This window comes from Serratia plymuthica NBRC 102599 (genome assembly GCF_001590925.1).
GTDB classification, from domain to species: domain Bacteria; phylum Pseudomonadota; class Gammaproteobacteria; order Enterobacterales; family Enterobacteriaceae; genus Serratia; species Serratia plymuthica.
This window is the reverse complement of record NZ_BCTU01000007.1, coordinates 224,657-244,611: the sequence shown is the minus strand read 5'-3', so window position 1 is coordinate 244,611 and position 19,955 is coordinate 224,657. Positions and strand designations below refer to the sequence as shown.

At 58.5% G+C, this 19,955-nt stretch carries 23 protein-coding genes; 16 read left to right on the top strand and 7 right to left on the bottom strand.

Annotated features, from left to right (window positions below; genetic code table 11):
• The first annotated feature begins 13 nt into the window (after positions 1–13).
• Positions 14–298, top strand: a complete 285-nt coding sequence (locus SPL01S_RS05860; RefSeq protein WP_063198139.1) for a YdgH/BhsA/McbA-like domain containing protein — start codon at positions 14–16, stop codon at positions 296–298.
• A 246-nt stretch (positions 299–544) separates the two neighbouring features.
• A complete protein-coding gene (locus SPL01S_RS05855; protein WP_063198136.1) occupies positions 545–1,102 on the top strand; it encodes a class I SAM-dependent methyltransferase in 558 nt (185 codons plus the stop codon).
• Here SPL01S_RS05855 and SPL01S_RS05850 read toward each other — a convergent pair whose 3' ends face one another.
• Complete coding sequence (locus SPL01S_RS05850; RefSeq protein ID WP_063198134.1) at positions 1,103–1,564, bottom strand: GNAT family N-acetyltransferase; 462 nt, start codon at positions 1,562–1,564, stop codon at positions 1,103–1,105.
• A 212-nt stretch (positions 1,565–1,776) separates the two neighbouring features.
• Between SPL01S_RS05850 and SPL01S_RS05845 the strand changes: the two genes are divergently transcribed.
• From SPL01S_RS05845 to SPL01S_RS05825, 5 genes are all read left to right on the top strand, one after another.
• The gene (locus SPL01S_RS05845) at positions 1,777–2,892 is read left to right on the top strand and encodes an ABC transporter substrate-binding protein (protein ID WP_063198132.1); all 1,116 of its coding nucleotides are present in this window, start codon (positions 1,777–1,779) and stop codon (positions 2,890–2,892) included.
• Between the two features lie 82 nt (positions 2,893–2,974).
• Positions 2,975–3,493, top strand: coding sequence for a GNAT family N-acetyltransferase (locus SPL01S_RS05840; RefSeq protein WP_063198130.1), 519 nt, complete (start codon positions 2,975–2,977; stop codon positions 3,491–3,493).
• Between the two features lie 117 nt (positions 3,494–3,610).
• On the top strand, positions 3,611–4,135 hold the full coding sequence (aroL, locus tag SPL01S_RS05835; protein WP_004949177.1) for a shikimate kinase AroL: 525 nt from the start codon (positions 3,611–3,613) through the stop codon (positions 4,133–4,135).
• A 178-nt stretch (positions 4,136–4,313) separates the two neighbouring features.
• Positions 4,314–5,360 (top strand): aldo/keto reductase, encoded by a 1,047-nt coding sequence (locus SPL01S_RS05830; protein ID WP_063198127.1) that lies wholly within the window; start codon positions 4,314–4,316, stop codon positions 5,358–5,360.
• An 81-nt stretch (positions 5,361–5,441) separates the two neighbouring features.
• Complete coding sequence (locus SPL01S_RS05825) at positions 5,442–6,029, top strand: TetR/AcrR family transcriptional regulator (RefSeq protein ID WP_063198125.1); 588 nt, start codon at positions 5,442–5,444, stop codon at positions 6,027–6,029.
• Here the strand turns inward: SPL01S_RS05825 and SPL01S_RS05820 are convergent.
• The gene (locus tag SPL01S_RS05820; protein ID WP_063198122.1) at positions 5,986–6,747 is read right to left on the bottom strand and encodes a helix-turn-helix domain-containing protein; all 762 of its coding nucleotides are present in this window, start codon (positions 6,745–6,747) and stop codon (positions 5,986–5,988) included. The two genes, SPL01S_RS05825 and SPL01S_RS05820, sit on opposite strands and share 44 nt — an antisense overlap.
• A 98-nt stretch (positions 6,748–6,845) precedes the next feature.
• On the opposite strand from SPL01S_RS05820, the gene SPL01S_RS05815 reads away from it, so the two are divergent.
• From SPL01S_RS05815 to ppnP, 3 genes are all read left to right on the top strand, one after another.
• A complete protein-coding gene (locus SPL01S_RS05815) occupies positions 6,846–7,250 on the top strand; it encodes a nuclear transport factor 2 family protein (protein WP_062869816.1) in 405 nt (134 codons plus the stop codon).
• A 47-nt stretch (positions 7,251–7,297) separates the two neighbouring features.
• Entirely contained in the window at positions 7,298–7,498 is a 201-nt protein-coding gene (locus tag SPL01S_RS05810) for a YaiA family protein (protein WP_063198120.1), read from the top strand.
• Positions 7,499–7,814: 316 nt separating this feature from the next.
• On the top strand, positions 7,815–8,102 hold the full coding sequence (gene ppnP / locus SPL01S_RS05805; RefSeq protein WP_004949189.1) for a pyrimidine/purine nucleoside phosphorylase: 288 nt from the start codon (positions 7,815–7,817) through the stop codon (positions 8,100–8,102).
• Positions 8,103–8,202: 100 nt separating this feature from the next.
• On the opposite strand, the gene SPL01S_RS24405 is transcribed toward ppnP, so the two are convergent.
• The 4 genes from SPL01S_RS24405 to SPL01S_RS05795 form a co-directional block, all read right to left on the bottom strand.
• On the bottom strand, positions 8,203–8,406 hold the full coding sequence (locus SPL01S_RS24405; RefSeq protein ID WP_071990223.1) for a hypothetical protein: 204 nt from the start codon (positions 8,404–8,406) through the stop codon (positions 8,203–8,205).
• A gap of 55 nt (positions 8,407–8,461) precedes the next feature.
• Positions 8,462–8,803, bottom strand: a complete 342-nt coding sequence (locus tag SPL01S_RS24400) for a hypothetical protein (RefSeq protein WP_073972024.1) — start codon at positions 8,801–8,803, stop codon at positions 8,462–8,464.
• Between the two features lie 347 nt (positions 8,804–9,150).
• A complete protein-coding gene (rdgC, locus tag SPL01S_RS05800; RefSeq protein ID WP_006321205.1) occupies positions 9,151–10,062 on the bottom strand; it encodes a recombination-associated protein RdgC in 912 nt (303 codons plus the stop codon).
• A gap of 88 nt (positions 10,063–10,150) precedes the next feature.
• Entirely contained in the window at positions 10,151–12,763 is a 2,613-nt protein-coding gene (locus SPL01S_RS05795) for an ATP-binding protein (RefSeq protein WP_063198118.1), read from the bottom strand.
• Positions 12,764–12,904: 141 nt separating this feature from the next.
• Here SPL01S_RS05795 and SPL01S_RS05790 point away from each other — a divergent pair, with 141 nt between their 5' ends.
• The 6 genes from SPL01S_RS05790 to SPL01S_RS05765 all read left to right on the top strand — a co-directional run bounded on the left by SPL01S_RS05790 (position 12,905) and on the right by SPL01S_RS05765 (position 19,063).
• Entirely contained in the window at positions 12,905–14,425 is a 1,521-nt protein-coding gene (locus SPL01S_RS05790) for a sugar ABC transporter ATP-binding protein (RefSeq protein ID WP_063198116.1), read from the top strand.
• Between the two features lie 28 nt (positions 14,426–14,453).
• Positions 14,454–15,443, top strand: a complete 990-nt coding sequence (locus SPL01S_RS05785; RefSeq protein ID WP_004949199.1) for an ABC transporter permease subunit — start codon at positions 14,454–14,456, stop codon at positions 15,441–15,443.
• 43 nt (positions 15,444–15,486) lie between these two features.
• Positions 15,487–16,428 (top strand): ABC transporter substrate-binding protein, encoded by a 942-nt coding sequence (locus SPL01S_RS05780; protein WP_006323889.1) that lies wholly within the window; start codon positions 15,487–15,489, stop codon positions 16,426–16,428.
• A 62-nt stretch (positions 16,429–16,490) separates the two neighbouring features.
• Positions 16,491–17,177 (top strand): D-lyxose/D-mannose isomerase, encoded by a 687-nt coding sequence (locus SPL01S_RS05775; RefSeq protein ID WP_006323890.1) that lies wholly within the window; start codon positions 16,491–16,493, stop codon positions 17,175–17,177.
• 12 nt (positions 17,178–17,189) lie between these two features.
• Positions 17,190–18,050, top strand: coding sequence for a ketose 1,6-bisphosphate aldolase (locus SPL01S_RS05770; RefSeq protein ID WP_063198114.1), 861 nt, complete (start codon positions 17,190–17,192; stop codon positions 18,048–18,050).
• Positions 18,050–19,063: a carbohydrate kinase family protein gene (locus SPL01S_RS05765; RefSeq protein WP_063198112.1), complete on the top strand. Its 1,014-nt coding sequence runs from the start codon at positions 18,050–18,052 to the stop codon at positions 19,061–19,063. The genes SPL01S_RS05770 and SPL01S_RS05765 overlap by 1 nt, the downstream gene beginning before the upstream one ends.
• On the opposite strand, the gene SPL01S_RS05760 is transcribed toward SPL01S_RS05765, so the two are convergent.
• Complete coding sequence (locus SPL01S_RS05760; RefSeq protein WP_013811706.1) at positions 19,038–19,778, bottom strand: response regulator; 741 nt, start codon at positions 19,776–19,778, stop codon at positions 19,038–19,040. The two genes, SPL01S_RS05765 and SPL01S_RS05760, sit on opposite strands and share 26 nt — an antisense overlap.
• Between the last annotated feature and the right edge of the window lie 177 nt (positions 19,779–19,955).

The window sequence follows — 19,955 nt, the reverse complement described above, 5'->3', positions numbered from 1 at the left end:
TCTGGAGTTAATCATGAAACTATTACCTGGCATCGCAGCAGTCCTGATCGCAACCGCTTCTTTTTCCTCTCTCGCAGCGCCACTGTCAGCGGTAAAACAAATTGACAGCGAGCAGGCAAGCAACCTGCAGAGCATCGGCGTGGTGTCGGTTTCCGGCATCAGCGGTTCACCGGGCGACGCGGTTCATGCGCTGAAAGAAAAAGCCGCGGCGGATGGCGCAAGCCATTACCGTATTATTGCTCTGGACACCCCAGGAGATTCCAGCAACTGGCGCGGTAATGCAGAAATCTACCGTTAGACACGGGCTGAAAATAATTGCCTGGCCGCCGACAGGTGGCCGGTAAAATAAGCGGTTGCGGAAGATAATCTGACCGGTAATGCTGTCGTTTGATTACCCTAAGATTATTACCGCAACCGTTTCGCGTTTTTGGCGCCCGCCGGTCGCATTTTATTACAACTGTTTCGATGGCTTTCGGATTCATGTTAATGAATACTTAAGAAATTGAGGGCAGATTGGTGGCTACTCAACCCAACGGAGGCCCCAATGTTAAATGCGACACGGCTGCAACTGAAGAACCACTTTTCCTATCTCCAGCAGTTTATGGCTTCACCGCGCACCATTGGCACCCTGGCGCCTTCTTCCCCCTGGCTGTGTCAGGCGATGTTGAATCAGATCGAATGGACTGGCGCCTTGTCGATTGCCGAGTTGGGGGCCGCGGATGGTGTGCTGACCAAACGCATATTGGGACGCATGCGCGCCGATGCTTCGCTCGAAGCGTTTGAGATCCAGCCTAATTTTGTGCATCAGCTGCGCAAGATTGACGATCGCCGCCTGCAGGTTATGGACCGTTCCGCAGAAGAGATGGCCCGCGACTATGACGTGGTGTTCTCCTGCCTGCCGTTGTTGTCTATCCCGGTTAAAGTCAGCATCCGTATTCTGCAGCAAGCCCAGCAGCGGTTGCGGGCACGGGGCGGCACTCTGGTCTTGTTCCAGTACAGCCACCTGTCGGAAAAGCTGCTGTCTCGCTACTTTCATTGGAAGCGGGTGCGGGTGGTGCGTAACTTCCCGCCGGCATTGGTGTATATCTGCACGCCGCGTTAGCTACAGTTTTTTCTCCATCACCACCACTTCGCCATCATATTGCCGGCGGCGTTCGATAGTGTGCCAACCCCAGCCCGCATACAAAGCCTCTGATTTGTCGGTGATCAGGTGCAATACGGGGTGGTTACGTTGGCGAGCCAACTGCACGATAGCGTCTTCCAGACGCTGCGCAATCCCCTGGCGCCGGTGATCGGGATGAACAAAAACCCCCGCCAGCCAGGGAGACAGATCCTTTCGCTGATGATCGTCGCTCGGCCACAGGCTGGCCATGCCCAGCGGGCGTTCGCCATCGAGTATCAACAGGGTGACATAGTCTTCACTCGGTTGAGTGCACAGGGCAAAACGCTGGCGCGTGCGCTCCAGCGAGCCGCCGCGCTGTGACCCCCACTGGCCAAAGGCCCATGCGGCGCAAACATCGCTGTACTGCGGGCATTCCGTTAGCGAAACAATACGTTGGTTCATCTGTGCTCCTTTGGTTTTTCCCATCTCGCCATTTTTATCGATTTATCGGCTGATTTTTACTGTAGACAATCACATTTACGGCGGTTTTGCATTTATCGGTGCCGAAACACCGTGATTCAGCGGATTTGTCTTGTCCTGCGCGCGTTATCAATTGAAACTGTTAATGAGAGTAATTATCATGCACCCATCTTTTAGCTGCCCCCGGCCTACTCATGCGCAATCCTTTCGTTTTACTGCTGCTTTCCCTGTTGTTCGGCGTTTTTAGCGCTCAGGCGAAAATGGTCACCGACATTACCGGCCGACAGGTCGACGTGCCGGATAACCCGCAGCGCATCGTGGTGGGCGAAAGCCGCATGCTGTATACCCTGGCGCTGCTGGAGCCGGGCAATCCTGCTCAGCGCGTCGTCGGCTGGCCGGAAGATATGGCGCGTTATGATGCGCAAAGCTGGCAGCTCTATACGCAAAAATTCCCGCAGATCAAAGCGATCCCTTCCATCAGCAAGGGTAATTTCCGCCAGGTTAACGTCGAAAACCTGATCCAATTGAAGCCGGATCTGGTGATTCTCGCCCGGTACGCGCGTGAAGAGGGCGACAGCGATTTTCTGCTAACGGCGCTGAACAAGGCCGGTATTGCGGTAATCTACGTCGATTTACGGGTTGATCTGCTGAACAATACCGTGCCGAGCGTGCGTCTGCTGGGCGAAGTGCTCAATCGTCAGCAGCGGGCGGAGCAGTTCATCAGTTTCTATCAGCAGCATATGGCGGTGATTCAGCAGCGGCTGGCCGGCTACCGGGGGCCAAAACCCAAGGTGATGCTGCATCTGCACCTCGGACGGCGCGAAACTTGTTGTACCACCGCGGCGCACGGCAATCTTGGCGATCTGGTGGCCTTTGCCGGCGGCGACAATATCGCCAACGCCAGCATCAAGGGCGTCTTCGGCGATCTAAACCCGGAAACCATCCTGACCGCCAACCCTGACATCTACATCGCTACCGGCATGGCCGGGTCGGAGGGCAAGCGTTTTTCCGATCTGCGCCTTGGACCACGGGTTACCCAGCAGGAGGCCGATGAAAGCTTCCGCATGATCATGCAAAAACAGCCGATGCTCGCCAACCTGAAAGCGATCAAGAACCGCCAGGCCTGGAGCATTTGGCACAATTTCTATCTCAGCCCGTATCACGTCGTGGCGGTCGAGATGCTCGCCAAAGCTTTCTATCCGGATTTGTTTGCAGACATCAATCCGCAGCAGACCTTTAAGCAGCTATACCAGCAATTTTTGCCGTTACCTTTTTCAGGCACCTACTGGAGCCAATTGAATAACCAATAACGCCAAACGTGGCTGCTGGGAGCACAGCCCCTGGCGGCTTGCGTTTGGGTTACAGAGCCGCCCGGTCGTTAAGGAGAACCCGATGAGCCCGCTTGTTCGTTTAGCGCAACTGCAGGATATCCCCCAACTGATCGCCATTGAACGCTCGGCGGCGCAGCTGTTTCTTCAGCAACCGGCGTGGCGTTTTCTGGCTGATGGCCCGGTGATGAGCCGTCAGCAGCATGCTGATTTTATTCAGCAACAGCAGGAGTGGGTGGCTGAAAGCGCGTCGGGTGAGGTGGCCGGGTTTATCGCCGTATTGCCGCAGCAGCAGGATTGGCACATCGCCGAGCTGTCGGTAGCCGCCGACTGGCAGCGGCGCGGTATTGGCCGGCGTTTGATCGCTGAGGTTGCCATGCAGGCAAAATCGCAGGGCGCGCAGCGCCTGACGCTGACCACCTTTATCGATGTGCCCTGGAATGCGCCTTACTACCGGCGGTTAGGGTTCCAGCCGATCGCAGCCGTTCGGCTCAACTTGCCGCTGCGGCAACGGCTTGCTGAAGAGGCGGCGCAGGGATTTGTTGTCGGTAGCCGCTGTGCAATGGAATTTACACTATCGTAAATATTGAAATACAGGCTGATGGCGGTATGATGCAAGCAACCACGCCATCGCAGGATCTGCGCGCCGATCTTCAGGCGTACAAATGCAATCAAGTCACCGTATAAGGGACAACCCGTAATGACACAAACCATTTTCATGGTAGGCGCTCGCGGAGCCGGTAAAACCACGGTGGGCAGCGCACTGGCGCAGACAATGGGCTATCACTTCACCGATACCGATCTGTTTATGCAGCAGACCACGCAAATGAGCGTGGCGGAAATGGTCGCCCATGAAGGCTGGCTGGGCTTTCGCCGCCGTGAAAGCATTGCCCTGCAAACCGTGACGCAGCCGTCAACTGTAGTTGCCACCGGCGGTGGCATGATCCTGGCGGAAGAGAATCGTCGCTTCATGCGCCAGCACGGCACCGTGATTTACCTGCGTTCGCCTGCGGACGTGTTGGCGCAGCGGTTGGAAGAGTATCCGCAGGACGCGCAGCGCCCAACGCTCACCGGCCGCCCAATTGCCGAAGAGATGCTTGAAGTGCTGGCGGCGCGCGAAGCGCTGTATCAGGAGGCCGCGCATTTCGTCATGGATGGTACCGGCAGCCCGCAGCAGGTGGTCGAGCAAATCCTCTCGGCGCTGCAGCGCGAAACGGTAAAATAATCCACCGCGAATTTTCCTTTGGGCACAGTGCGTTGTGCCCAATACTCTGTTTTTCTCCCCTGATTTTGCCGGTCTGACGACAAATCGCGCTTGCCTTTATAAATGACGAGTGACATATATAAATAAATGACAATCATCATTTATGATGTTTAACTCAAGCTTATTGCGAGGCATCTGTATGAAATACACTCCCTTTGGTCGCAACACCGGCCTGCGCGTTGCCGAATTGGCTCTGGGCACCGGCAACTTTGGCACGGGCTGGGGCTACGGCTCGGAGAAGGAAGAGGCCAGACGGGTATTCGATCGCTACGTCGACGCCGGCGGCAACTTCATCGACACGGCTGACGCCTATCAGTTTGGTCAGTCAGAACAGCTGGTGGGGGAATTTATCGCCGCCGAGCGCGATCGCTTCGTCGTCGCCACCAAGTACACGCTGGGCGCCGCGCCGGAGGCAAGTGTTGCGAACACCGGCAACAGCCGTAAAAACATGATTGCTTCGGTGGAGGCTAGCCTGAAACGCCTGAAAACCGATCGTATCGACCTGCTGTGGGCGCATTTCTCCGACAATCTGACCCCGCTTGAGGAGATCGTACGCGCGTTTGACGATCTGATTCGCGCCGGCAAGATCCAGTATGCCGGGCTGTCCAACTTTCCGGCCTGGCGCATTGCCCGGGCGGATACTCTGGCCGAGCTACGCGGCTGGGCGCGCATTGCCGGTATTCAGGTGGAATACAGCCTGGTGGAACGCACCGCCGAGCGCGAACTGCTGCCGATGGCCGAAGCCTTGGGGATGGCCGCTACGCTGTGGTCGCCGCTGGGCGGCGGTCTGTTGACCGGGAAATATCGCCACAGCAATGCCGGGCGTCTGACCGAGCTGGGGCGCCTGGTGCATCGCGAGAAAGATACCGCGCTGCTGGATGAAGTGCTGGCAATAGCGCAGGAGCACGGTGCCCAGCCGACCCACGTCGCCATCGCCTGGCTGCGCAACCGGGCCGCGCACTCCAGCACCAGCCTGATCCCCATTCTGGGGCCGCGCACCTTAGCGCAACTGGACGATACGTTGTCGGCGCTCAGTCTGACGCTGAGCGAAGAGCAAGTGGCGCGTCTTGATCGGGTAAGCGCTATCGAGCCCGGTACGCCTCACCGGCAGATTGCCGACACGCTGGCGCGAGCGCAGGGCGGTGACAGCGGCCGTTTTGCCGCACCGCGCCCCCCGCGTGCCTGAGTCTTTTCATGAGAGGCATCATCATTGAGTACGGTCAGCGGATGGCCTAAGATGATGCCGGATTGATAAGGAGAAAACACCATGGCGCGGGTATCAAAGCAACAAATGGAACGCAATCGCGAGGCGATTGAACAGGTGTCTTCACAACTGTTTCGTGAACGTGGCCTGAACGGCGTCAGCGTTAACGATCTGATGGCGGCGGTGGGGCTGACCCACGGCGGTTTCTATGGTCATTTTGCCTCCAAGGATGAACTGGTGGCGGTAGCCAGCCGCAGAGCGGCGGAGGAGTCGGACCAGCGTTGGGAAGCGTTGAGCAGCCAGCCCGGCAAACACACTTTGCAAACCCTGATTGACGGCTATCTGAGCGTGAAACACCGTGACTGTCCCGCCGAGGGTTGCGTGGTCACCGCGCTGGCCGCCGACGTGGCGCGGGAAGGGGCCGATAAACCCGTACACCAGGCCTACCTGAGCGGCGCAAAATCGATGCTGGTGCGGCTGGAGTCGCTGTCGCCATCGGCAGATGAACAGCAGCGGCACCAGCAGGCTTTGGCGCAGATGGCGATGCTGGTGGGGGCACTGACGCTGGCGCGGGCGACTCGCGGCGACGAGTTGTCGGAACAGTTTCTCAACGCGGCGCGTCAGGCGCTGTTGCCGGCGGACGCTGAGTAAAATACCGCCCCGGCGTGGTGCCGAAACGCTCGCGGAAGGCGGCGATATAGGCACTGACATTGTCGTAACCGCAGCCAGCGGCAATCTGGCCGACGGGTTCCCCCCGTGACAGCGGTTCCAGCGAGCGGAGCACCCTGGCTTGCTGGCGCCAGCGCGAAAAAGTCACGCCCGTTTCGCCGATAAAACGGCGGCTCAGGGTACGGACGCTCAACCCGGCCCAGTCGGCCCATTCACGCTGAGTGCGCTCGCCGGCAGGTTCGTTCAGCAGTGCGCGGGCGATTTTCAGCAGCCGCGCATCTTGCGGCAGCGGCAGTTGCAGCGGGGGGCTTTCCTGAACGTGCATTTCATCCAGCAATACCTGCAACATCCGCTGTTGCGATGCACTCAGCGGCTGCCCGGCAAACTGCGCGATACGCTCGACCAGCGCCTGAATCAGCGTTGAGGCGACGCTCAGCCGGGGGTGCTCCGGCAGTGCCGCACCGCGTTGTTCTCCCAGATACAGGATCCAGCCCGCCACGTTACCGCAGGCCAACGCCTGGTGTGCGCAGTGTGGCGGCAACCAGCCGATACTGCCTGCGGTCATTGCCCATTGCCTCCCTACGGTTTCCAGCGCCATCATGCCGTGCGTTAACAGATAGATCTGCCCGTCGGCATGGTGGTGCCAGGGCGTGAGGTGTTTTTTCTCATGCAAAAGCCGTTCGCTGCGCAGGATCATCATGTTGGCCGATTACCGGTATAAAAAGTCCAGGTACGGTTATTATGCCACCCTCTGCCTTCGCTATGATCCCCGTCTCATTCCATTTTTGGAGATCCTCTATGAACGAAAATCCCTCAATAGCCGTGGTACTCGACGCCTTGCAGCGGGTGGTTGCCTGCTCGCAACACCAGCCGGCGCTGATAGCTGAACTGTTCAGCGAAGATTACCGCCAGCAGGTGGACGGCAAAGTACTCGATTATGCGCAATTTATGCAGCATATGGCCCTGTTGAAGCAGCTCACCCGCAGCATGGCGTTGGAAATTATCGCCGTCGCCGGACAGGGGGAGGCGGTACTGACGCACCATCAGGTGCGGGTGGAAAAGCGCGACGGTGGCCGCAGCCTGGTCAAGGTGCTGGCGCATTTCACCGTACGCGACGGCAAGATCTGTGCCTGCGATGAGCTGACGCAACTGCTGGAAGGCGAACATGGCGATCGCGATCTGGGATCGCGCGTGTCGGCATAAACTCGGCTGCTATACTTAACTCTGTGTGATTCACACGGGAGAACAGCATGCGCGAAAATAACCGACCAGGCTATCCGAGAACCGCTTGGGTGGTCGAAGTTGACCGGGGCGACCCCAGCTTGCATATCCATCGTTTTGAGGTGCGCACCGACGACATTGAGCCGAATACGCTGCTCAGTGAGCATTCGACCGAGCAGGAAGCGCTCGACGCCAAGCATCGCTACGAGGATCCGGCGCTGGAAGATTAACCTGTACCCTACGGAAGCCGGCGAGATGCCGGTTTCTTTTTTGCCTTTTGCTGAAGGCCACTTCGTGCGCATTGATCTTGCCGGCCGCTGAGTTAATTATCTGATTCGAATACGAATAAAATGCCATGACGCTGGCTGTTCGGCGGTGGCCTGGCGCTATTTTTGTTGCGGATTCGGAACGGAAGGCCGACGACCGATCGCCGGGCAGAATTTTACTCTGCGCCACGATCGCATTTCGCGTGAAAAACCAGTGACAGATCAAGCGCAATCCCCCAATATGGATTTCTCATAAAGTTGATTATGCGGGTGCCAGTCTATGCTGAAAGTGAACGAGTATTTTGCCGGAAAAGTGAAGTCTATCGGTTTCGATAGTAGCAGCATCGGCCTTGCCAGCGTCGGTGTGATGGAAGAGGGTGAGTACACCTTCAGCACCGCCCAGCCGGAAGAGATGACCGTGATTACCGGCGCGTTGAAAGTGTTGCTGCCGGGCTCGCCGGATTGGCAGGTGTTTATGCCGGGTGAGAAGTTCTTCGTACCGGCTCACAGTGAGTTCAACCTGCAGGTTGCTGATGCAACCGCCTATCTGTGCCGTTATTTAAGTTAGTAGTTTCCTCTTTTGGCGGGAAATCAGGGCTCTGCATGCAGAGCCCTAAGGCGCCATGCAAAGTGAGATATTAGTGAGAGTGTGGCGGTAGAAGGTGCGGTTATTCATCATCTTTTATTTTTAAAACATATTTTTTCCAGAGACGGCTGGAAAGAAATGCATAAATTAATGTGAAGATAATAGACGCAAAAAACGCTTTGATTAATGAAGCCGGGAAAGCAAGTGCTCTGATGTTTACGATCAAATAAGTAGAAAAAGAAATTCCTGATATGAATACCAATCTTCTTATTCTTTCTTTTTTCACGACACACTCCTTTTACTTAAAAAGGAGAGGTTGTAATCTCTCCTCATGTAACGACTTACCAATGACATTGACCGTTTACACTATTCTTATTGCTGTCTCCGCCAAAAGCGCCACGTCCGTTACCGCCATTATTTCGAGGGTCATTTACTGCATCTACCGCTGCATTATAACCAGCTTCGCCGATAACACCACCGATCCAGCCCCCAATAGCTGCCCCCAGAGGTGCTCCTGGCCCGGTAACGAGAGCTCCGATATACCCTCCCGCTATAGCTCCCGCCCCTGCAGCTGCAGTTTTGCCTGCGCTATTAGCCCGGCCACCATTGTCAATCCGGTCACCGCCATTATTACCGCGACCACCAGAAATATGATCGAGCATCGATGAATCAATAATTTTCATAAATAATTCCCTTTCATTATGTAATTGATGTGAATATATATTAGTGTGTGAAGCCATTTATAAATAGATTATTTTTTCGACAAGATCAATGCAGAGAGGTAAAAGCATAATAAAAGGTAGCTATTGATTCGCCTAAAAATAACGTGGGAAGGTGAATGGGGGCACTGATTGGTATATGGTCACATATTTGTTCGGTGATTGTATACGCAACAAATTGGCAGTTATAAAAATGAGAGAGTTAGCTTAATTTTTATCGGCTACTGGAGTATTCGGATGTGTTCTTGGTAAAGGACGTTGCAGCAGTCCAAGGGCTCTGCATGCAGAGCCCTTGGTATTTTCAGGCTGAGTTAACGCTGGGCTTCGCCGCCAAGGGCTTCGATGGTGTTCTTGATTAACGCTGCCAGTTCGCTGGTCATCAGGATAAAATCGGCGTCAAAACGTTGGGCGAAGTCGTCGCGATCGATATCGTCATTCTGCTCACGCAGCGCGTCGGCAAACTTCAGGCGCTTGAGCGAGCCGTCATCCGCCAGCACCAGTTGAATGCGTTCCTGCCAGTCCACCGCCAGTTTGGTCACCAGCTTGCCGGCTTCGATATGCACCGCAATTTCGTCGCTGATCAGGTTCTGCTTCTTGCAGCGGATCACGCCACCGTCTTCCAGAATCGCCTTCAGTTCCGCTTCGTCCTGAATGATAAAACCGGCCGGCAACTCGCCGGAGCGCACCCACTCGGTCAGCGTCAGCTCGATCGGGCTTTCCATGGTCAGCGGCACTACCGGCAGCGAACCCAGACTTTTACGCAGCAGCGCCAGGGTATCTTCCGCGCGTTTGGCGCTGGCGGCGTCAACCATGATCAGGTCATTGACGGTGTCGATCCACATAAAGGTCTGGTTGAAACGGCTGAAGGCGCGCGGCAGCAGGCTGTGCAGCACCTCATCTTTCAGCGCGTCCTTCTCGGTTTTTTTCAGTTTGCGGTGCTGTTCGCCTTCCAGGCGTTCAATCTTGGCCTGCAACTCTTGCTTGATGACCGGCGAAGGCAGGATTTTTTCTTCTTTGCGCGCACAGATGACGATCTGGCCGTTAACCGCGTGCGTCAAGGCGTCGCTGTGGGAACCCATTGGGGAGACCCAGCCGGTTTTCGCCATGTCCTGGCTGCCGCAAGGGGTGAAAGCAAAAGCGCTGAGCTGTTTTTCCATTTCATCCGCGTTTAGCGCAACTTCGCGGCTCAAACGGTAAACCATCAAATTCTTAAACCACAGCATAATGTTGTCCCTGGCTGGGCGTGCAGTCGGCACGCTTGTTCATCAAAAGCAGGGCGGCATGATAACGAATCAGAGGCGAAAAATCGCCTCATTCCCTCTGAATTGCGTCGCCGACCGCGTTTCTTCTCCGCGCCCGTTGCAGCGCCAGCGCCAGTTGCCGCTGGCTGAAAGGCTTGCGCAGCAGCTCAAGCTCAGGCAGATCTCCCTGAGAGTGGCGGCGCATGTCCTGGCCGCTGATCAGCAGAGCGCAGAGGTGGGGATTGATCTCCCGCGCCTGCTCAATCACCTGCGCGCCGTTCAGTTCGCCCGGCAGCATCAGATCGCTTATCAGCAGCGCGATATCCGGCGTCTGGCGCAGCAGCGCCAGCGCTTCCTGGCTGTCTGCGCTGTCCAGCGTCAGGTAGCCGAGCTGGTGCAGGTGTTCGCACAGCGTGTGGCGCACGTCGTTCTCATCTTCCAGTACCAGCACCAGATTGTCGGTGCCGTCACTGTCGTCGAGCGGCAACAGCGGCGTTTCCGTTACCGCCTGCATGGGGGCTCGGGGCAATTGCAGGCGCACCAGCGTGCCTTTGCCCGGCGCGGTTTCAATCTGTACTCGCCCGCCGGACTGGCGGACAAAACCGTAAACCATCGACAGGCCAAGCCCGCTGCCGCTACCGACCGCCTTGGTGGTGAAGAAGGGCTCGAACACCTGCGCCTTGACCTCCTCCGACATCCCGCAGCCGGTGTCGATCACTTCCAGCGCCACCATGTCCTGTTTTTTGCCGCTGCTGCGCACCACCCGCTGGTTATAAATGCGGATCTTCACCACCCCGCTGCGGCCTTCCATCGCATCCCGCGCGTTGACCACCAGGTTGATCAGCGCATTTTCCAACTGATTGGCATCGATCCACGCCGGCCAGCCGGGCTGTTGCGCCTCGATGGTCAGCGACAGCGTGGCGGGCAGCGAATGGCGCAGCAGTTCTTGCAGGTTTTCCACCAGCGTGCGCAGCGCGATGGCCTGCGGGTGCAGCGCCTGTTTGCGTGAGAATGCCAGCAGGCGCTGAGTGAGTTGCGCGCCGCGTTCGGCGGCTTTCAATGCGCGGGCGATGCGTTGTGCGGTTTGCGCATCCTGCGTTTGCCCGGTAGTCAGTTCCAGGCTGCCGATAATCACCGCCAGCAGGTTGTTAAAATCGTGCGCCAGGCCGCCGGTCAGTTGGCCGACCGCCTTCATTTTCTGGCTGTGCAGCAGCGCCTCTTCCAGCGCCTTGCGCTCGGTGCGTTCGAGCACCACGTTCACCACCCCGCGGTTGGGCACCGGGCTGAAACGCAGTTCGACGGTGCGGCCGTCATCCAGACGCAGTTCCTGCGGCTGCGGCAGTTCGCTGGACAGATTGGCCAGCACCGCCTCCCAGCGCTGGCCCCGTGGCGGCGTTACGTGCAGCAGTAACTCGCGGTAGTGCTGGCCGCGGTGCAACTGGTGTTCGTCCAGCCCCAGCAGCAGCGGGTATTGCGGGTTCCACACCACCAGTTGTCCGTCGTTATCAAACAGGGCAAAACCGTCGCGCATCGCCAGAAAGGTGGTTTCCAACTGGGTGCTTTTTTCTTTCAACAGGCGAGAGGTTTGTTCCAGTGAGGCGGTATTGCGAGCAAACACGTTGAAAGCCCGCGCCAGTTCGCCCAGTTCATCGCGGCGTTGCAGCGCCGGCACGCTGACGTCACGCTCACCGCGCGCCAGCCGCGTCATGGCATTGGCGATCGCCGTCAGGTTAGAACCGAGGTTGCGGTAGATATACAGCCCGGCGAAGCCGGTAATCACCAACGCCAGCAGAGCGAACAGGCCGATAAATACGCTGATGGAGCTAAGCTCGTGGTGCGTTTGGTGGGTGCGCAGCTCCGACTCTTTCGCCACTTTTTGCACGTACAGATTGATGTCGTCGTTGAGCATCGCGACTAACGCTTTGATATGATAGGTATAATAGGCCAGGGCGAGGTCGCTTTGCTCCAGTTCCAGCGTTTCGGGCAACAGGCGTTGTTCGCTGGCGCGAAACTGCCGCATTTTCTCGTCCACCAGCGCATCCGGGCTGCGCTGCGGCCAGTAGACCATTACGCTGTCGAGTTGCTGGGCGGCCGCCTTGGGCGTTGGGGTCTGAATGGCGATGGCCAGCAGCCGGTCGATCTGGCCGAGCAGCGGCTGCGAAGGCTGGTCCAGATTATCGCGTTGGCTCAGGCTGGCGATATGCCGCAGCGTGCTCTGCGCCTGGTACAGCCCGCTGAGCAGAATGTTGCGTTGCAGGTGCCGCGCGTGGCCGAGTTCCAGCATGCGGGTGACGCTGGTTTCCAGGGCGTTGCTGCGGCTGATGATGCGGTTGACCAGCGCCGGCTCGCTGTGGGCCAGCGGGGCGTCCGCCAACCGGTTGAGGGACGCCTGCAGCGCCAACTGGGTCTGTTTCAACCGGGCGGATTCGCTCTGGTACTCCAGCGCGCCAACCACCTGCGAAAGCCGAATGGCGGCGGTGGCGACGTTCGACGTATCCCGGCTCAGCGCCATACTGCCGTTCATCTCTTTCAGCGTTTGCGCCTGCACCTGTTCCTGCAGCTTGCCCGCATGTTTAAAGCCGACGATCGCCACGCCGCTGACCATCAGCGTCACCGCCACCACCAGCAGGTTGAACATCAGCAGGCGCCCACGCGCACCGGCAAGGAAAGGCAGTCTGCGCATCGTATCTCCCGTAACTGACTGTTCGCAGTATAAATCCCCGTTCCATTAACAATATGACAAACATGAACGGGCGCTGACATTTTGCATTTATTTATGCGTGGTTAACTGCATGTAATCCGAACCGCAGCCTGAGGTATGACGATGAGCGTGACCCCGATTTTGGAAATGCACAACATCGCCAAGAGTTTTGGTCAGTTTTATGCGCTGAAAGGCGTCGACCTGACGGTATATCGCGGTGAGATCCACGCGCTGATGGGTGAAAACGGCGCGGGTAAAAGCACGTTAATGAAAATATTGGCCGGCGCGTATATCGCCAGCAGCGGGGAAATTTTTATCGATGGGCAGCCGTTCGCCATCAAAGGGCCAAAAGACGCCCTGGCGGCAGGTATCACGCTGATTTACCAGGAAATGAATCTGGCACCGAATCTGACGGTGGCGGAGAACATTTTTCTGGGCAGCGAGATCCAGCGCGGTGGCCTGGTGAAACGCCAGCAGATGTTGCTGGAAGCGCAGAAGGTGATCGACAGGCTGGGCGCGCAGTTCAGCGCTGGCGATCGGGTCATGAAATTAACCATCGCCGAGCAGCAGCAGGTGGAAATCGCCCGCGCGTTGCATCGCAACAGCCGCATTCTGGTGATGGACGAGCCTACGGCGGCGCTCTCTTCGCGTGAAACGCATCGGCTGTTCGAGCTGATCAAGCGCCTGCGCGATGAGGGGATGGCGATCATTTACATCAGCCACCGCATGGCGGAAGTGTACGAACTGTCGGATCGCGTCAGCGTGCTGCGTGACGGCCAGTACGTCGGTAGCCTGACGCGCGACAAGCTGTCCGCCAGCGAGCTGGTGCGCATGATGGTGGGTCGCCCGCTGAGCGATCTGTTCAATAAGGAACAGGGGATTGCGGTGGGCGAACCGCGTCTGACGTTGCAGGGGCTGACCGACGGCAAAAAAGTGAAGCCGGTCAGTCTGCAGGTGCGCGCCGGCGAGATTGTCGGCCTTTCCGGGCTGGTGGGCGCCGGGCGCTCTGAACTGGCGCAGCTGATTTTCGGCGTGCGCAAGGCGAGCGGCGGCACTGTGGAGATTGACGGCAAAACGGCCAATATCCATTCACCGCGCGACGCCATCGCTCTGGGCATCGGTTTTCTCACCGAAAACCGCAAGGAGCAGGGTCTGTTTCTCGATCTGGCGGCGCATGAAAATATCGTTATGGCAACGCTGGAGCGCGATGGCCGCTACGGCCTGCTGAATCGCCGCAAGGCGCAGAGCATTTCCAGCGACGCTATCGGCCTGCTGAATATCCGTGTGCCGCATGCTCAGGTCCGCGCCGGCGGCCTGTCCGGCGGCAACCAGCAAAAGCTGCTGATTTCACGTTGGGTAGCGATCGGCCCGCGCATTTTGATCCTCGATGAACCCACGCGCGGCGTCGACGTCGGCGCCAAGAGCGAAATTTACCGCATCATGAGCCAGATGGCGCAGCAGGGGGTGGCGATCCTGATGATCTCCAGCGAACTGCCTGAGGTGGTCGGCATGAGCGATCGGGTTTACGTCATGCACGAAGGCAGTATTGCCGGTGAACTGAGCGGCAGCGACATTACTCAGGAAAACATCATGACGCTGGCTACCGGCGTCGAAACCGCCGTGGAAATCGCCGACCATGAATAATTCAATCCGTACGCTCAAGGAGCCTGCCATGACTTCGAATCCGCTGCCGCCTGGCGCAAAAAATCCCACGCTGAAACGGGCGATCTTGGGCGATATGATGCAAACCGTCGGCATTCTGCCGATCCTGATCCTGATCGTCGCGGTTTTCGGCTTTGTCGCGCCGAATTTCTTTACCGATGCCAACCTGCTGAATATCGCCCGTCAGGCGTCGATCAACATCGTGCTGGCCGCGGGTATGACCTTCATCATTCTTACCGGCGGCATCGATCTTTCGGTCGGTTCGATGCTGGGCACCACGGCGGTGGTGGCGATGGCGGTTTCGCTGATGCCGGGTATGGCCGGGCTGTCGATCCCGCTGGCGCTGCTGGCCGGGTTGGGGATGGGGCTGTTCAATGGATTTCTGGTGGCCTACGCCGGTTTGCCGCCGTTTATCGTTACGCTGGGTACCTATACCGCCCTGCGTGGCGCGGCTTATTTGCTGGCGGACGGCACCACCATCATCAACTCGAATATCAGTTTTGAATGGATCGGCAATGCTTATCTGGGGCCGATTCCCTGGCTGGTGATTATCGCCTTTGCGGTGATCGCGCTGTGCTGGTTCATCCTGCGTCGCACCACGCTCGGGGTTCATATCTATGCGGTGGGCGGCAATATACAGGCCGCACGTCTGACCGGCATCAAGGTGGGCGCGGTGCTGCTGTTCGTCTACGGCATGAGCGGCCTGCTGTCCGGGCTGGGCGGGGTGATGAGCGCCTCCCGGCTCTACAGCGCCAACGGCAACCTGGGCATGGGTTATGAGCTGGATGCCATCGCCGCGGTGATCCTCGGCGGTACCAGTTTCGTCGGCGGTATCGGCACCATTACCGGCACGCTGGTAGGGGCGCTGATTATCGCGACCCTGAACAACGGCATGACGCTGATGGGGGTTTCTTATTTCTGGCAATTGGTGATCAAAGGGGCGGTGATCATCATAGCGGTGCTGATTGATAAATACCGTACCCGAAACTATCAACACTAATCGCAGTGCTTCATAACATCTGGATAATAATGAGGAAAACACTATGCGTTTCAAGCCATTGATTACCGCTTTGTTGGTTACCGCCGCGCTCGGCAGCGCCTCTGTGGTCCAGGCGAAAGAATTGAAATCGATCGGGGTGACGGTGGGCGATCTGGCCAACCCGTTCTTTGTGCAGATCACCAAGGGCGCGGAGTTGAAAGCGCGCGAGCTGGCCGGTGACAAGGTGAATGTGACGCTGGTGTCGAGCGGTTACGATCTTGGCCAGCAGGTGGCGCAGATCGACAACTTCATCGCCGCCAAGGTCGATATGATCATCCTCAACGCCGCCGATTCCAAAGGCATCGGCCCGGCGGTCAAACGCGCCAAGGACGCCGGCATCGTGGTGGTGGCGGTAGACGTGGCGGCCGAAGGCGCCGACGCCACCATCACTTCGGATAACACCCAGGCGGGTGCGATGGCCTGTAAATACATCAGCGATCGCCTGAAAGAGAAAGGCAACGTGGTGATCATCAACGGGCCGCCGGTTTCTGCGGTGCAAAACCGGGTGGAAGGCTGCATGACCGAGCTGAAAAAACACCCGGATATCAAGCTGCTGTCCTATAACCAGAACGCCAAGGGCAGCCGCGAAGGCGGCCTGGAGATCATGACCTCGTTGCTGGCGGCCAATCCGAAGATCGACGGCGTATTCGCGATTAACGATCCGACGGCGATCGGTGCCGATCTGGCGGCCAAGCAGGCGCAGCGCAGCGAGTTCTTTATCGTCGGCGTAGACGGTTCGCCGGATGGTGAAGAGGCGCTCAAGCGCGGCAATTCGCTGTTTGTGGCGACGCCGGCGCAGGATCCGCAGGTGATGGCGGCCAAGGCGGTCGAGATCGGTTACGACATTCTGCAGGGCAAACCCGCGCCAACCGGCCCGGTGCTGATCCCGGTGACCATGATCGATAAAAATAATATCGGCAGCTACAAAGGCTGGACGGTGAAATAACCTTCTGCCGCCAGGGGCCAGCTCAGTCTGGCCCCTTATTGATAACCACGCCCGGAGGTGCCATGAACCGTTCCGCCGTGAACCGGATCCTGCAGCAAACCCAGCACTTTTTTGCCCGCTTCGACGTCCATCTGCCGCCTTTCGCTCATTTTAGCCCGTCGGCCTGGCGGCAGCTCGATCGCCAGCCGTGGCAGGAGGTCTTCGATCTGAAACTCGGTTGGGATGTCACCGCGTTCGGCGGCGATGACTTTGCGCATAGTGGCCTGACGCTGTTTACGCTGCGCAACGGTTCGCCCGGCGGCCAGCCCTATGCCAAATGTTATGCGGAGAAGATCATGCACTGCCGCGAAGCGCAGGTGACGCCAATGCATTTCCACTGGCGCAAACGCGAGGACATCATCAACCGCGGCGGCGGCAATCTGATCGTCGAACTGCACAACGCCGATGCCGATGAACGGCTGGCTGAGGGAGCGGTGACCGTTACCCTGGACGGTTGCCGGCAGACCCATGCCGCCGGTTCGCGTCTGCGGCTGGCGCCGGGAGAAAGCATCTGTCTGACGCCGGGCATTTATCACAGCTTTTGGGGTGAGGAGGGCTTTGGTGACGTGCTGGTGGGCGAAGTCTCGACGGTCAACGATGACGACAACGACAACCGTTTCCTGACGCCGCTCAGCCGCTTTGGCCAAATCACGGAAGACCAGCCGCCGCAGTGGCTGCTGTGCAACGAATATTCGCGCTTTATCGATTAAAGGAGAACAGCTATGGCACTGATTTCACTGGCGCAGGGGTTGGCGCATGCTCGTCAGCACGGTTATGCGCTTGGCGCGTTCAACGTGCTCGACAGCCACTTCCTGCGTGCGCTGTTTGCCGCCGCAGAGGCGGCGCGATCGCCGTTTATTATCAACATTGCCGAAGTGCACTTTAAGTACGTTTCGCTGGAGTCGCTGGTGGCGGCGATTAAAAGCGAAGCGGCGCAGCACGCTATTCCGGTGGTGCTGAATCTGGATCACGGTTTGCATTTCGAGGCGGTGGTGCAGGCGCTGCGACTGGGGTTCAGTTCGGTGATGTTCGACGGCTCCGGCCTGAGCTATGAAGAGAACGTGCGCCAGACGCAGGAAGTGGTGCGCATGTGCCACGCGGTCGGGGTGTCGGTCGAGGCTGAGCTGGGCGCGGTCGGCGGCGACGAGGGCGGCGCGCTGTACGGCGAGGCCGACAGCAATAAATTTACCGATCCGCAGCGGGCGCGCGAGTTTGTCGGGTTGACCGGCATCGATGCGCTGGCGGTGGCGATTGGCAATGCTCACGGTAAATACAAGGGCGAGCCGAAGCTCGATTTCGACCGGCTGGCGGCGATCCAGCAGCAGGCCGGCATTCCGCTGGTATTGCACGGCGGTTCCGGTATCAGCGACGCGGATTTCAAGCGGGCGATTGGCCTGGGCATTCACAAGATCAATTTCTACACCGGTATGTCTCAGGCGGCGCTGGGCGCGATTGAGCAGCGGATGACGCAGCGCCACGCAATTTACGATGAGTTCGCCGAAGTGCTGCTGGCGGTGGAGCAGTCGATTAGCGAAGTGGTGCAGCAACAGATGCATATTTTCGGCAGCGCCGGGCGGTTGTAATGACCAGGCGTGGCATTGTCTCGGCCGGCAATATGCTGGTGGATCACGTACATCACATCGCTCACTGGCCGCAGCCGGGCTGGTTGGTGGAGATTGAACACAGCCAACGTGCCACCGGCGGTGCGCCGCTTAACGTGCTGCTGACGCTGGCGCGGATGGAAACCGGGCTGCCGCTGGCGGCGATCGGGCTTATCGGCTGCGACGCGGACGGCGATTACATCATGCAGATGCTGGCGCAACACCGGGTTGATGGCCGCTGGGTGCAGCGCAGCGAAGGGGCGATGACCTCCATGTCGCAGGTGATGACCGAACCGGGCGGGCAGCGAACCTTCTTCCATGCGCCGGGCGCCAATCGGCTGCTGGATCTGGACGCTTTCGACGGGTTGCACAGCGAACACAAAATTTTCCATCTCGGTTATCTGCTGCTGCTCGACAGCCTGGATCGCCCGGATGAGGCGTTCGGCACCCGCAGCGCGCGGCTGCTGGCGCAGATGCAGCAGCGCGGTTACCGGACGTCGCTGGATCTGGTGTCGCGTCAGGGCGATCCGCGCTACCGGCCGCTGGTCTTGCCGGCGCTGCGCTGGCTGGATTATCTGGTGATCAACGAGCTGGAGGCCGGGGAGTTTACCGGGCTGGCGCTGCGATCAGCCAACGGCGCTTTACAGCGGCATTTGATGGCGCAGGCCGCGCAGCAGCTGTTGCAGGCCGGCGTGCGGCGACGGGTGGTGATCCACTGCCCGGAAGGGGCGTACGGGCTGGAAAACGGCGGTGATGCGCGCTGGCAGCCTTCATGGCGCCTGAGCGAGGGCGAGATTGTCGGCAGCGTCGGCGCCGGGGATGCGTTCTGTGCCGGGGTGTTGTACGCCAGCCATGAAGACTGGCCTTTGGTGGAGACATTGCAACTGGCGCACGCCTGCGCGCGTTTCAATCTGCTGTGCGCCAATGCTATTGATGGTGCACGGCCGTTATCGGAACTGCAAGCGTATATCAGGCGGCAGCCACCGGCTGGCTGACGTCGGCGGCGAACACATAACCCAGCCCGCGAATGGTGCGGATCAATTCGGGTTGATGCGGATTGATCTCGATCTTGCGCCGTAGCCGCATGATCAGCACGTCGATGGTGCGATCGAACACCTCCAGCGTTTCGCTGTGGGTCAACTCCAGCAGGCGATCGCGGGTCAGCACTTTGCGTGCATGCTGCACCAGCGCCAGCAGCAGGCCATATTCGCCCTGAGTCAGATCGACAGGTTGTCGCTGCGGATTGTGCAAGGTGCAGCGGGCGGCGTCCAGACACCAGCCGTTGAACTGCCAGCCTTCGGACTTGCCCTGGCCAACCGCAACCGGCTCCAGCGCCAACGCGCCGGTACGCCGCAGCACCGCTTTGGCGCGGGCCACGACTACGCGTGGGTTGAAGGGTTTGGCGATGTAATCGTCGGCGCCCATTTCCAGGCCGACAACCACGTCAGACTCGGAACCGAGGCCGGTCAGCATTACCACCGGCAAATCCGGGCGCAGGCGGTGGATCTGTTGCAGTACCAGCAGGCCGTTGGTATCCGGCAGGATCAGATCGAGCAGCACCAGAGCAATGTCCGGCTGCTGGTTGAGTAAGGCAAGCGCTTCGCTACCCCGGTGGCAGGCATGAACGGTAAATACGTGTTCATTGAGCACGTCGCAGAGCACGTCACAGATAGCGGGGTCGTCATCGACGATCAGTACGGCAGGTTTCATCGCTGCTCTCCGGATTTATTATGTGGAACCGTTTAAAAACAGTGTACCTGATGGCCAATTAATAAGCGGTAGCCGGCAGGGTGTCTGATGCGGAAATTGCCATCGCCGTCACATTCGGCGGCAAGGGGATGATCCGGCATGCCGGTTACAGTAGTCTGTAGCAATGTTGTTGTGCAT